This is a genomic window from Streptomyces lunaelactis (assembly GCF_003054555.1).
Lineage (GTDB): Bacteria > Actinomycetota > Actinomycetes > Streptomycetales > Streptomycetaceae > Streptomyces > Streptomyces lunaelactis.
In genome coordinates this window covers 6,118,378-6,131,199 of sequence record NZ_CP026304.1, presented here as the reverse complement: position 1 = coordinate 6,131,199, position 12,822 = coordinate 6,118,378, and the positions used below count along the sequence as shown (strand labels likewise).

At 70.0% G+C, this 12,822-nt stretch carries 9 protein-coding genes; 3 read left to right on the top strand and 6 right to left on the bottom strand.

Going from position 1 to position 12,822, the window contains the following annotated elements; genetic code table 11:
* Nucleotides 1-301: 301 nt before the first annotated feature.
* On the bottom strand, nucleotides 302-1,777 hold the full coding sequence (nsdA, locus tag SLUN_RS28395) for a transcriptional repressor NsdA (protein ID WP_108152832.1): 1,476 nt from the start codon (nucleotides 1,775-1,777) through the stop codon (nucleotides 302-304).
* 428 nt (nucleotides 1,778-2,205) lie between these two features.
* Between nsdA and SLUN_RS28390 the strand changes: the two genes are divergently transcribed.
* Nucleotides 2,206-2,868 (top strand): bifunctional DNA primase/polymerase, encoded by a 663-nt coding sequence (locus SLUN_RS28390; protein ID WP_108152831.1) that lies wholly within the window; start codon nucleotides 2,206-2,208, stop codon nucleotides 2,866-2,868.
* Between the two features lie 114 nt (nucleotides 2,869-2,982).
* Here SLUN_RS28390 and ftsY read toward each other — a convergent pair whose 3' ends face one another.
* Nucleotides 2,983-4,188, bottom strand: coding sequence for a signal recognition particle-docking protein FtsY (gene ftsY / locus SLUN_RS28385; RefSeq protein WP_108152830.1), 1,206 nt, complete (start codon nucleotides 4,186-4,188; stop codon nucleotides 2,983-2,985).
* Nucleotides 4,189-4,469: 281 nt separating this feature from the next.
* On the opposite strand from ftsY, the gene SLUN_RS28380 reads away from it, so the two are divergent.
* A complete protein-coding gene (locus tag SLUN_RS28380; protein ID WP_108152829.1) occupies nucleotides 4,470-5,444 on the top strand; it encodes an LLM class flavin-dependent oxidoreductase in 975 nt (324 codons plus the stop codon).
* 45 nt (nucleotides 5,445-5,489) lie between these two features.
* Here the strand turns inward: SLUN_RS28380 and SLUN_RS28375 are convergent, their stop codons facing one another.
* The 4 genes from SLUN_RS28375 to SLUN_RS28355 all read right to left on the bottom strand — a co-directional run bounded on the left by SLUN_RS28375 (nucleotide 5,490) and on the right by SLUN_RS28355 (nucleotide 11,747).
* Nucleotides 5,490-6,905 carry a sugar porter family MFS transporter gene (locus tag SLUN_RS28375; RefSeq protein WP_108152828.1) on the bottom strand — a complete coding sequence of 472 codons (1,416 nt, stop codon included), beginning with the start codon at nucleotides 6,903-6,905 and terminating at the stop codon, nucleotides 5,490-5,492.
* A 229-nt stretch (nucleotides 6,906-7,134) separates the two neighbouring features.
* Nucleotides 7,135-10,689, bottom strand: a complete 3,555-nt coding sequence (smc, locus tag SLUN_RS28370) for a chromosome segregation protein SMC (protein WP_108152827.1) — start codon at nucleotides 10,687-10,689, stop codon at nucleotides 7,135-7,137.
* Nucleotides 10,690-10,859: 170 nt separating this feature from the next.
* Nucleotides 10,860-11,078, bottom strand: coding sequence for a hypothetical protein (locus SLUN_RS28365; protein WP_108152826.1), 219 nt, complete (start codon nucleotides 11,076-11,078; stop codon nucleotides 10,860-10,862).
* Nucleotides 11,079-11,465: 387 nt separating this feature from the next.
* A complete protein-coding gene (locus tag SLUN_RS28355) occupies nucleotides 11,466-11,747 on the bottom strand; it encodes an acylphosphatase (protein ID WP_108152825.1) in 282 nt (93 codons plus the stop codon).
* Nucleotides 11,748-11,886: 139 nt separating this feature from the next.
* On the opposite strand from SLUN_RS28355, the gene SLUN_RS28350 reads away from it, so the two are divergent.
* Nucleotides 11,887-12,783, top strand: a complete 897-nt coding sequence (locus SLUN_RS28350) for a CAP domain-containing protein (protein ID WP_108154978.1) — start codon at nucleotides 11,887-11,889, stop codon at nucleotides 12,781-12,783.
* Nucleotides 12,784-12,822: the final 39 nt, after the last annotated feature.

Below are 12,822 nucleotides of genomic sequence, written 5' to 3'. Positions count from 1 at the left end.
ATGCGCCCTGAGATTGGCCCAATGCGGTTTCCGTCGATGCCGCACGATGTTTCGCCGCAGTGACGAACGGGTCCTGCGTGTTACGCACCGATGAACTGCCGGGCTCGCGTACGGGACAGCGTTACCATGCCGCAACCATTGGATTGAGGACCTCGGTGGCGAGCAACCGCCTCCGCGCCGGCGGGGGCGGTATCGCCGTAAAGAGGGACCGGCCGCGACGGCACCCGGTTGACCTGGCACGGGGGAGCCGAGTCGGACTGTTCGGGGTGCGTCGCGGCCGGGGCCTGTGGGGCGCCGCCGCTCAGACCGCTTGCGCGGTCTCGGGCAGCTGAGAGGTGAGCAGGTCGGTGAAGTGGGCGACCTCGGCCACGTCACCGAAGTCCCGGGCCGCCGTGTCGACGGTCTTGCGCAGACGGGTGTTGACCCGCTCGGAGCGGACCCGCTTGGCGACGGTGAGCGCCCGGTCGGCAAGGACCATGGACTGCTCGGGCTCCCTCTTCAGCAGATGGACCGTGGCCATGCCGATCAGGTTGAGTGCGTACGAACGCTGGTGCTCGTCGTCCTTGCCGAAGAGTTCGACGGCCCGCTCCATCACCGGCTCGGCGAGCGAGGCGTACGTGGGGCTGCGGCCGGCCACGTAGGCGAGGTCGCGGTAGGAGTGGGCGTTCTCGCCATTGAGCTCGGCCTCGGAGAAGAAGCGGGTCCAGTCGGGCTCCGGCTCGCCGTCGAGACCGGCGTCGGACAAGGTGTGCTCGGCCATCCGGACGGCTCGCTTGCACTTGCTGGGCTGGCCCATGTTGGCGTAGGCGCGGGCCTCCATCGCATACAGCATCGCCTGAGTGCGCGGGGTGGCGCAGTCGCGGCTGCCGTACTGCGCGAGATGGACGAGTTCCAGGGCGTCGTCGGGCCGCCCGAGGTGAATCATCTGGCGGCTCATGGAGGACAGGATGTACGAGCCGAGCGGCTTGTCCGCCGCCTCCTTCGCGGCGTGCAGCGCGAGGACGAAGTATTTCTGCGCGGTGGGCTGCAGACCGACGTCGTAACTCATCCAGCCGGCCAGCTCCGCGAGCTCGGCGGCGCACCTGAACAGCCGCGTGGCGGTGGCCGCGGGCTGCGGCTCCTGCAACAGGTCGGTGACCTCGTGGAGTTGGCCCACAACGGCCTTGCGCCGCAGTCCGCCGCCGCACTGGGCGTCCCACTGGCGGAACATCGCGGTGGTGGCCTCCAGCAGGTCCAGCTCGGGCTTGGATAGCCGGGAGGCCCTGCGCGGAACAGCCGACGACTCGGGCGCTCCCGGCTCGCCGCCCGGGGACGGCACCAGCCAGCGCTGCATCGGCTCGACGAGGGCGGGGCCCGCGGCCAGGGCGAGCGAGGTCCCGAGGAAGCCGCGCCGCGCCAGCATCAGGTCGCTGCGCGAGAACTCGCTGAGCAGGGCTACGGTCTGCGGTCCGGCCCAGGGCAGGTCGACCCCGGACACCGAAGGTGACTGGTGCGCCGAGCGGAGTCCGATGTCCTCGATGGCGACGACGCTGCCGAAGCGCTCGGAGAACAGCTCGGAGAGGATGCGCGGAATCGGCTCGCGCGGCTGCTCGCCGTCGAGCCAGCGCCGCACCCGAGAGGTGTCGGTGCTGATGTGGTGTGCGCCCATCTGGCGCGCCCGGCGGTTCACTTGGCGCGCCAGCTCGCCCTTCGACCAACCGCTGCGCACGAACCACGAGCTCAACTGCTCGTTCGGACGCTTGCCGGTATTCGTACCGTCTGCGCCGCTGCCGCTCACTGGAACGCCCCCATCCGCCAAAGCCACTGTCGCCTGAACCCCTACCAGAATGCCGTGAGTTGCGACTGTCCGTATGGAGGTTGCGCCCCGTCGAACAGGGAACCGAGTTGCCCCCGGCATACCCAAGGATGCGCGGAACTCCAGGACTCGTGTACTGAAAGTAACCCTACGATCACCCCTCCAGCGAGGGCGATTCCAGAAACGCCACCATTCGCCACCCCATCGAATGAACTCCCTTGCTGTCGGGCGCGATTCACTTGACATACGACGATCAGGAGGCAGCGGAGCGTTGCACGCACAGGCGCGCGGCAGGATCCGCACCACCCCTCGCGCTACTGTGCGCCGCCGGACCTTCACCGGCTGCGACGCAGTGTTACGAGGAGACTTCGGGTCGTAACCACCGGCGAGTCGGACCCGTTGGAGGGGGCATGGGCTTCACGATCGGCGGCATCCGGGGGACCAGGGAGATCAGGCCCGGCTCACGGCGCCGCGGCCGCACGGCAGAGTGCACAGCGGTGGCCGAGTACACCGGGCTGTGGGGCTGGGCCGTGGTCCCGGGCGCGCGAGCCGCGTCCGGCCAGTGCTCCTGCGGCGCCCCGGACTGTACGTCCCCCGGCGCCCACCCGCTCGGCTTCGCCGCCGAAGTCCCGGCCGGCGCGACGCTGGACGAGGTCACCAAGGCGTGGGCGGAGGTGCCGGGCGCGTCGCTGCTGCTGCCCGTCGGGCGCACCTTCGACATCCTCGACGTCGCGGCCCCGGCCGGCCGGCGCGCGCTGGTGCGCCTGGAGCGGATGGGCCTCCCGCTCGGCCCGGTCTCGGCCACCCCGGACGGCCGCTGCCAGTTCTTCGTCGCGCCCGGCGCCTCGGCGGAGCTCCCGCAGCTGCTCTACCGCATGGGCTGGGACGACGCGGACCTGGACCTCCACTGCCTGGGCCCGGGCACCCACATCACGGCCCCGCCATCGGACCACGGCAGTCTGGGCCCGGTGAGCTGGCTGCGGGCGCCGTCCCTGGACACGGCGACGGCGCCGCCGGAGGCGCGGCTGCTGCTGGGCACGCTGGCGTATGTCTGCCACCGCACGTCGCCCTGACGCACGAGTCGGGGCTCCGCCCCGAACCCCGCGCCCAATCGCCGGAGGGGCTTGATTTTCAGCCCCTCCAGCGTTTGAGGAGTGGAGGTCCGGGGGCGGAGCCCCAGGTCACAGCTACTCGCCGATCAGCGCGTCGACGAACGCCTCCGGCTCGAAGGGCGCCAGATCGTCCGGGCCCTCCCCCAGCCCCACCAGCTTCACCGGTACGCCCAGCTCCCGCTGGACCGCGATCACGATGCCGCCCTTCGCCGTACCGTCCAGCTTCGTCAGCACGATGCCGGTGATGTCCACGACCTCCGCGAACACCCGCGCCTGCACCAGGCCGTTCTGCCCCGTCGTGGCGTCCAGGACCAGCAGGATCTCGTCCAGCGGGCCGTGCTTCTCGACCACGCGCTTGACCTTGCCGAGCTCGTCCATCAGGCCCGTCTTGGTGTGCAGCCGGCCCGCCGTGTCGATGAGTACGACGTCCGCGCCCTCGGCGATGCCCTCCTTGACCGCGTCGAACGCGATCGACGCCGGGTCGCCGCCCTCGGGGCCGCGCACCGTGCGCGCGCCGACCCGTTCGCCCCAGGTCTGCAGCTGGTCCGCCGCCGCCGCGCGGAACGTGTCCGCCGCGCCGAGCACCACCGAGCGGCCGTCCGCGACCAGCACCCGCGCCAGCTTGCCGGTCGTCGTGGTCTTTCCGGTGCCGTTGACGCCGACGACCATGACGACGCCCGGGGTGTCCGGGCCGCTCTCGGTCTTCACCGCGCGGTCGAAGTCGGTGCCGAGCAGGTGCAGCAGCTCCTCGCGCAGCAGGGAGCGCAGCTCGTCGGGCGTACGCGTACCGAGCACCCGCACCCGCTCGCGCAGCCGCTCCACGAGTTCCTGGGTCGGCGCCACGCCGACGTCCGCGGTGAGGAGGGTGTCCTCGATCTCCTCCCAGGTGTCCTCGTCGAGGTTGTCCCGGGACAGCAGCGTGAGCAGTCCCTTACCGAGGGAGTTCTGGGAGCGGGCGAGGCGGGCGCGCAGCCGGACCAGCCGGCCGGCGGTCGGCTCAGGGACCTCGATCTCGGGGGCCGGCGGCGCCGCGGGTTCCTCGACGACGACCGGAGCCGCGGCCTCGGGGAGGTCGACCTCCTCGATCGTGCGGCGCGGCTCCTCGACCGTCGGTGCGGCGTCCTCACCGACCTGAGGCTCGGCGGGCGGGGCAGTGATGGTCGGCGTGCTCGACGGTGCCGAGGGCGGCAGCTGCTTCTTCTTGCGGCTGCCGACCACGAGCCCGCTGATCGCGCCGACCGCGACCAGGGCGATGACTACAGCAAGGATGACGATGTCCATAACCCGTCCAGTATGCGTGACCTCCCGCTGACGATTCGTTCTCCTCGCAGGGGTCTCTGACCCCGCGGGCCGGGCCGGTCCGTCGCCCGGCCCGCGTTCATCTTCTTCCTGACGCTGCTCGCGGTGGCGTTCAGGCAGGCGATGGCCGAGCGCGTCGCGGAAGCCGAGCCTGTGTCTCTTTCCGTCTGACGTCTCTTTCTGTCTGACGTCTTTCTATCTGACGCAACGTCAGCTACCGTCCCCCTTCGCCATGTTCATACCCGGCGGAGGGGGACCTTCCCATGGCCTTTACAGTGGCCCGCTTCAATCTCGTCGCTCCCGAGGCGACACCCGAGACCCTCGCGGCCCGCTACCGTGCCGCCCTGGAGATGGCCGCGTACGCCGACGACCGCGGTGTCGACACCATCCAGACCGAGGAGCACCACGGCGCCGCCAACAACTGGCTGCCCTCCCCCTTCGTCTTCGCCGGCTCGGTCCTCGGCTCCACGCGCCGTATCGCGGTCACCGTCTCCGCGATCATCGGCCCGCTCTACGATCCGCTGCGGCTGGCCGAGGACATCGCCGTACTCGATCTGATCGGCAAAGGCCGGCTGGTCACGGTCGCGGGCATCGGCTACCGGCCGGAGGAGTACGAGCAGCTGGGCGTCGAGTGGAGCCGGCGCGGCAAGCTCCAGGACGAGCTGCTCGAGACGCTGCTCCAGGCGTGGACGGGTGAGCCCTTCGAGTACCGCGGCCGCACGGTCCGGGTCACCCCGCGTCCCTACACCCAGCCGCATCCGCTGCTGCTGGTGGGCGGCTCCTCGCAGGCGGCGGCCCGCCGCGCCGCCCGGTTCGGGCTGCCGTTCTTCCCGAGCGCGCATCTGCCGGAGCTGGAGGCGTACTACCACGAGAAGCGCGCCGAGTACGGGACAGAGGGCTGGACGATGATGCCGGCGGAGAAGACTCCGCTGCTGCACATCTCTCAGGACCCGGACCGTACGTGGGCGGAGTACGGCCCGCACTTCCTGCACGAGGCGCGGACGTACGCGTCCTGGCAGTCGAAGGACATCCGCTCGGCGGTGCGCTCGAAGGCGACGACGGTCGAGGAGCTGCGCGCCGAGGGCGTGTACCGGATCGTCACGCCGGACGAGTGCGTGACGCTCGGCGGGGACAGCCTGGTGCTGCATCCGCTGTGCGGCGGGATGCCGGTGGACGAGGGCTGGCGCAGCCTTCAGCTGCTGTGCGAGAACGTTCTGCCCCGGCTCAAGAACCTCTAGAGGAGGGCGAGCCGGGGCAGTTGGTGAGAAGAGGGGCAGCGGGGATTAGCCCATCTCCTCCAACGCCTTGCCCTTGGTCTCCTTCACGAACTTGAGCACGAAGGGGATCGAGAGCACGGCGAAGAATGTGTAGATCATGTACGTGCCCGAGAGGTTCCAGTCCGCCAGGCTCGGGAAGCTCGCGGTGATGGCCCAGTTGGCGATCCACTGCGCGGACGCGGCGACGCCGAGCGCGGCGGCGCGGATCCTGTTCGGGAACATCTCGCCGAGGAAGACCCAGACCACGACGCCCCATGAGAGGGCGAAGAAGAGCACGAAGACATGGGCGGCGACCAGGGCGACGACGCCCTGGGTGGTGGGCAGCTTGCCGTCGACGAGATCGGCGGAGAAGGCCCAGGCCTCGAAGGCCAGCGCGATCGCCATGCCGGCCGAGCCGATGAGGGCGAGCGGGCGGCGGCCGATCCTGTCCACGAAGACCATCGCGATCACGGTGCCGATGATGTTGATGATCGACGTGGTGAACGAGTAGAAGAACGAGCCGGCCGGGTCGATGCCGACGGACTGCCACAGCGTCGATGAGTAGTAGAACGCGACGTTGATGCCGACGAGCTGCTGGAAGACCGAGAGCCCGATACCGACCCAGACGATGGGCAGGAAGTTGAAGCGGCTGCCCAGCAGGTCCTTGAAGGTCGACTTGTGCTCGCTGCGCATCGCATGGTCGATCTCGGCGACGCGGGCGTCCAGGTCGACATGCCGGCCCTCGACCTCGGTGAGGACCTCCTTCGCCCTGTCGACCTTGCCGACGGAGATCAGAAAGCGCGGCGACTCGGGGATCGCGAAGGACAGCAGTCCGTACACCACGGCCGGGATGACCATGACGCCGAGCATCCACTGCCAGGCCTCGATGCCGGCGATCTCGCCGCGCTGGTCGCCGTCGGCCAGCTGCAGGATGCCGTAGTTCACCAGCTGGGAGATGGCGATGCCGATGACGATCGCGGCCTGCTGGAAGGAGGCGAGGCGGCCGCGGTAGGCGGCCGGGGAGACCTCGGCGATGTAGGCGGGGCCGATGACGGAGGCCATGCCGATGGCGAAGCCGCCGATGATGCGCCAGAAGGCGAGGTCCAGGAGGGCGAAGGGCAGCGCCGAGCCGACGGCGCTGATGGTGAAGAGCACGGCGGCGATCTGCATACAGCGGATGCGGCCGATGCGGTCGGCGATCCGGCCGGCGGTCGCGGCGCCGATGGCACAGCCGATCAGGGCGATGGCGATGACCTGGGCGAGCGTCCCGGAGCCGATGTCGTAGCGGTCCCTGATGGCCTCGACGGCGCCGTTGATGACGGCGCTGTCGTAGCCGAAGAGAAAGCCGCCCATCGCGGCGGCGGCCGTGATGAAGATGACATGGCCGAGATGTTCGGGATGGGCCTCACGGGCTCCGGACGGCGGCTGCGCAGTGCTGGTCACGTGTACTCCTGGGGCCGTCCGGCAGCGTCGCCGGGCGTGGGCGAGCCCTTCAAGTGGCACACAACTCCACACGCCCACCACTTGAAGGTAAAAGCAACGTTGCAGAGACTATTCGTTCAAGTTTCGAAGTCAAGACCCGGGGTCCCCCGAGTGAGCACCACGGCTGGGTCCACTTGTGTTCAAGACTTGAAGAGTTGTGAAGGTTGAACGGAGACCGGTCGAAGACTGATCAGCGAAGGCGCTGGCTGATGACCTTCGAGACGCCGTCACCCTGCATGGAGACGCCGTACAGCGCGTCCGCGACCTCCATCGTCCGCTTCTGGTGCGTGATGACGATCAGCTGCGACGACTCCTGGAGCTCCTGCATGATCCGGATCAGCCGCTGGAGGTTGGTGTCGTCGAGCGCCGCCTCGACCTCGTCCATCACATAGAACGGGCTCGGCCGGGCCTTGAAGATCGACACCAGCAGTGCGACGGCCGTCAGGGACCGCTCGCCGCCCGACAGCAGCGAGAGCCGCTTGACCTTCTTGCCGGGCGGCCGGGCCTCGACGTCCACGCCCGTGGCGAGCATGTTGTCGGGATCGGTCAGGATCAGCCGCCCCTCGCCGCCGGGGAAGAGCCGCGAGAAGACACCCTCGAACTCGCGCGCTGTGTCCCGGTACGCCTCGGTGAAGACCTGCTCGACGCGCTCGTCGACCTCCTTGATCACCTGCAGCAGGTCGGCCCTGGTCTTCTTCAGGTCTTCAAGCTGCTCGGAGAGGAACTTGTGCCGCTCCTCCAGCGCCGAGAACTCCTCCAGCGCGAGCGGGTTCACCTTTCCGAGCTGCTGATACGCCCGTTCGGCGGACCTGAGCCGCTTCTCCTGCGCACCGCGTACGAACGCCGTCGGCTGATTGCGCGGATGCTCCGGGTCCTCCGGCAGCTCCTCGCCCTCCGCGGGCAGGGACGGCGGCACCAGCTGGTCCGGCCCGTACTCGGCGATCAGCCCGGCCGGCTCCACACCGAGCTCCTCAAGGGCCTTGGTCTCCAGCTGCTCGATCCGCATCCGCTTCTCCGCACCGAGCACCTCGCCCCGGTGCACCGAGTCGGTGAGCTTGTCGAACTCGCTCTTGAGGTCGCGCCCCTCGTTGCGGGCGGCCGTCAGATCCTGCTCGCGCTCGGCCTTGGCCGCCTCGGCGGCCACCCGCTCGGCCCCGGCCCGCACCAGCGAGACCTCGACGTGCGCCAGCAGTTGGCGGGCGCCACTTGCCACCGCGGCGGCGACCTCCGCCTCGTGCCGCAGCCGGGCGCGCCGCTGTTCGGCGCGCGCCCGTGCCTCGCGCTCGGCGCGCGCTCCCCGGTCGAGCGCATCGGCGCGGCCCGCGAGCCCCTTCACACGCTCCTCGTGCGTACGGACCTGAAGGCGGGCCTCCATCTCGGTCTGGCGGGCGTTGGCACCGTCGGCGGCGAGCCGGTCCCGTACATGCGTATCGGGCTCCTCCTCCGCGGGGGCCTCCTCGGCGACCAGCAGCCGCTCGGCCAGCTCCTCGGCCTCCTCCCGGGCCCGCTCCAGCGCCTCCTGCGCCCGGGCGGCGGCCGCGGTCGTCCGCTCGGCCTCGCCCGCGGCACCCCGCGCCTGCCCGGAGAGCCGCCCCAGCTGCCCGGAGACCGCGGACTTCTCGCGGTCCGCGGCACGGCGCCGCTCCCCCAACTCCTCGACGAGCGCGCCACACGCACTGCGCCGCCCGGCCGCCTGCTGCTGCGTGGCGGCCAGCTCCTCGCACCGTACGGCCAGCTCCTCCAGCTCGGCGGCGGCCTCGTCGACGGACGCCTGCACCTCGAGGAGGCTGGGCGCTCCGGCGGAGCCGCCCTGCGCGAAGTGCGCCCCGAGGACGTCCCCTTCAGCGGTCACGGCGGTGAGCTCGGGCCGCGAGTACACCAGGTCCTCGGCGTCCTCCAGTGTCCCGACGACGACGATGCCGCGCAGCAGCCGGCGCACTGCGGGCATCAGCTCCTCGGGTCCGCGCACCAGATCGGCGGCGTACGGAGCACCGTCAGGATGCTCCTCGGACACTGCGGAGCCGGGCGCGCCGCTCAGCAGTATCGCCGCGCGGCCGGCGTCGGTCTTGCGCAGCAGCCGCAGCGCCTCGGCGGCGGTCGCCGGGGTGGACACGGCGACCGCGTCCGCGGCCGTGCCCAGCGCCGCCGCCACCGGGATCTCGTAGCCGGGAGTCACGGTGAGGAGTTCGGATGCCGGGCCGAGCAAGCCGTTCAGCCGGTCCTTCGCGGCGAGCAGCGCACCCGTGCCGTCCTTGCGGCGCAGGCCCAGGGCGAGCGCCTCGCGGCGGGCGGCCACGGCGGCGCGCTTGCGCTCGGCCGCGGTCAGTTCCTCGCGGGCGGCGCTCAGCGCCGCCTCCGCCTCGGTCAGCTCGCGCTTGGCCGCGTCGTGCTGCTCGCCCAGCGCGGAGTCGTCCGCGTCGAGGCCGTCGACCTCGGCCTTGAGCTGTTCGTACTCCTCCTGTGCGGCGACGGCCCGCTCCTGGGCCTCGTCGCGCGCGGCGGCCAGCCGGTCGATCTCTGCCTGCGCGGAGGCCGCCCGCGAACGGGCCGCGTTGACCTGCCCGTTGAGCCTGGCCAGTCCCTCGCGCCGGTCGGCGATCGCCCGTGCGGCATCCTTGAGCCGGCGTTCCTCGACCGCCAGCTCCCGCTCCAGCTCCGCGCGGTGCGCGACGGTGTCCTCCAGCGCGTGCTCCGCCGCCTCCAGCGCGGCCTCCAGCTCCGCCTCCTGCTCACGGATCCGGGCGGCCTCACGCTCCATGTCCTCGGGCTCGCGGCCGCGCCGCTCCTCCGCCGGTGCCTGGGTCGCGCTCTTGACCCGCGCGTCGGCCAGCGAGATCGTGCCCCGCACCCGCTCGGCCAGCTGGGAGAGTTCGTACCAGCTCTGCTGGGCCCGCTGCAGCCGCGGCGCGAGCCGCCGTACGTCGTCCTCCAGCTCCGCCTCGCGCGCCAGCGCGGCCTTGAGCTGCGCCTCGGCGCTGTCCTTGCGTTCCTTGAGCGCGGCCTCGTCGGCGATCTCGCTGCTCAGCGCCTCCCGGAGCCGTACGAGATCGTCGGCGAGGAGCCGCAGCCGGGCGTCGCGCAGATCGGCCTGGATCACGGCGGCCCGCCGGGCCACCGCGGCCTGCCGCCCCAGCGGCTTGAGCTGGCGGCGCAGTTCGTCGGTCAGGTCCTGTACGCGGGCGAGGTTGGCCTGCATCGCGTCCAGCTTCCGCAGCGCCTTCTCCTTGCGCTTGCGGTGCTTGAGTACGCCCGCGGCCTCCTCGATGAAGGCCCGCCGCCCCATCGGGTCCGCGTGCAGTACCGAGTCGAGCTGGCCCTGGCCGACGATGACATGCATCTCGCGGCCGATACCCGAGTCGGACAGCAACTCTTGGATGTCGAGGAGGCGGCAGGTGTCACCGTTGAGCTGGTACTCGCTGCCGCCGTTGCGGAACATGATCCGCGTGATGGTGACTTCGGCGTAGTCGATGGGAAGCGCGCCGTCGGAGTTGTCGATGGTGAGGGAGACCTCGGCGCGGCCGAGCGGTGGCCGGCCGGTCGTCCCGGCGAAGATGACGTCCTCCATCTTGCCGCCGCGCAGCGACTTGGCCCCCTGTTCGCCCATGACCCACGAGAGCGCGTCCACCACATTGGACTTGCCGGAGCCGTTGGGGCCCACGACGCAGGTGATGCCGGGCTCGAACCGCAGCGTCGTCGCGGAGGCGAAGGATTTGAACCCGCGCAGGGTCATGGCCTTGAGGTGCACGCAGCGGGACTCTACCTTTCATGCTCGGTTTCACCGATGAAGGTGCAGGGCACATCAGACGGTAAAGGAAGAGCTGTAAGGGGTGGGACGGAAAAGAAAGAAGGGACGCCGAGGCGTCCCTTGCGTATCTTGTGCAATCCTGCGCGATGCTCCAGTCAGGAACGTCCTGCTCAGGTGAGCGCGGGCTCCGGCTGGGGTACTTCGATGTCGATGCCGTGAAGCAGCGACTCTTCAGGGTGCTGAGCGACAGCAGCATTGAGCGCGTCATTCTCGGACTGAATCCGTACAAGTTCGGATTCTAGGTCCTGGACACGCTGTTGCAGCCGTCGCATCTCGGCGAGGAGTCGCGGGTCGGAACCGCCGACGTAACCGAGAAGCGCCTTTGCCATGATGGATGGTCCTCCACACTGAGTGACCGACCGAATGCGGTGTGGGTCGTGAGGGATTCGCACCCGCGGTGCTCGGCAGTGATTGTTACTTGCTATCGCTGCGGTTCGTACTGCCAAACAGCTAAGGTGCGCGGGGCTTCCAGAGTCTCACCAAAAAGTTTGACGGTCAACACGATCACGCCCCGCATCAACGGGCAAACCCGGGGGCTCACGGCCGCGAAACGTGCGGCGGAGCCTCTCGGCGGGGCCCAAAGGGCGTATAGATCATCCTTACTCGCGCAGCCTGGCATGACAAGCCTTTCTTGGCAACCACCAGGTCATTTCTGTCGTGGGCAGGTGCCTCCGGCATGTCCGCCGATCTCCACGGAGATCAATTACGCGGTCGGTTCACCGGATCGCGAAGCCCTCGTATCCACCTCGCGGGGTGTCCCAGATCTCAGTGACACCTTCGACGCGGCCGGGTGTGTCGTCGGAGCGAAGCCATTCCAGCAAACGGTGGCAATTCTCACGTGGCCCTTCTGCCACAACCTGCACTCTGCCGTCGTCAAGATTGACTGCGAAGCCCGTAAGCCCGCCGATCTCCAGAGCATTTGCCCTGGTGAACCAGCGGAAGCCCACTCCCTGTACTCGGCCGCGTACCCAGGCGGTGAGCCGTGCAACGTCGTTCATGCGTGCACGCTAACTGGCCGATTGCTCTCTGAGCACTTCGCCCCCACGCGCCATCGGCTACAGTCCCGTCGCAATGAACCTCACTCGTATGGGTGAGTCATGTTGACGTTTGACCGTCGAGTACCAGGAAGGCAAGCAGATGGGACGCCACCGACGCTCCGCCGCCGAACCCGCCGCAGCAGATTACGCGGACGGTTCGACAGGCCGGCACCGGGGTGGTGCACGCCGGAAGAAGCGGGGTCGTGTACCCGTACGCACCGGACTGCTCGGCGCCTCCGCAGCCATGGCGGTAGGTGCCGTGGCTGTCACGACCGGCCTGCTGCCGGGCGGTGACAAGTTCTCCGTCATAGGCGGCGACTCCGCCGGGCAGGTGCGCACCGAAGGCTCCGCGAAGCTCCAGACGCAGGGCGACGCGAGCACCGAGCCGACGAACGGGGCCTCGGCCTCCACGAGCCAGAGCGCCCCGCGCCCGCAGGCTCCGTCCAAGACCCCCTCCCCCTCCCCCACGCCGGCCAAGCCGTCGGCGACGCCTTCCAAGCAGACGAAGGCCCCGGAGGCGCAGAAGGAGAAGAAGAAGGAGAGCGCGGCCCCGGCCCGTACGGAGTCGCGTGCGTCCGACCGCTCGGCCACGCGGCCCAAGGCGCCCGTCGTCTCGGGTGCGGCGGCCGCCGAGGCCGCGGTGCTCAGCCTGGTCAACGAGGAGCGCGCGAAGGTGGGGTGCAGTCCCGTGCGGGCCAATGCCTCGCTTGCGGCGCTGGCCGGTGACTTCAGCGACGACATGGCTGCGCGTGGGTTCTTCGACCACACCGACCCGGAAGGGGACACCCCCTGGGACCGCGCCGACCAGGTGGGCGTGAAGGGTCTCGGCGGCGAGAACATCGCTCGCGGTCAGGCCGACGCGGCTGCGGTGATGACCTCCTGGATGAACAGCGACGGTCACCGCGCGAACATTCTGAACTGCGACTACAAGACGCTGGGCGTCGGTGTGCACCTGGGTGCCGGCGGCCCCTGGTGGACGCAGGACTTCGGCTTCTAGCCGGTCGCACGTACACAGAGATGGGCCCCGTCACCTCGG

Excerpts from the sequence above, each read along its gene's own strand:
- SLUN_RS28380 (WP_108152829.1), top strand. The coding sequence starts at position 4,470 with ATGGCCTTTACAGTGGCCCGCTTCAATCTCGTCGCTCCCGAGGCGACA.
- SLUN_RS28355 (WP_108152825.1), bottom strand. The coding sequence starts at position 11,747 with ATGAACGACGTTGCACGGCTCACCGCCTGGGTACGCGGCCGAGTACAG.
- ftsY (WP_108152830.1), bottom strand. The coding sequence starts at position 4,188 with ATGGACATCGTCATCCTTGCTGTAGTCATCGCCCTGGTCGCGGTCGGC.
- SLUN_RS28350 (WP_108154978.1), top strand. The coding sequence starts at position 11,887 with ATGGGACGCCACCGACGCTCCGCCGCCGAACCCGCCGCAGCAGATTAC.
- SLUN_RS28365 (WP_108152826.1), bottom strand. The coding sequence starts at position 11,078 with ATGGCAAAGGCGCTTCTCGGTTACGTCGGCGGTTCCGACCCGCGACTC.
- SLUN_RS28390 (WP_108152831.1), top strand. The coding sequence starts at position 2,206 with ATGGGCTTCACGATCGGCGGCATCCGGGGGACCAGGGAGATCAGGCCC.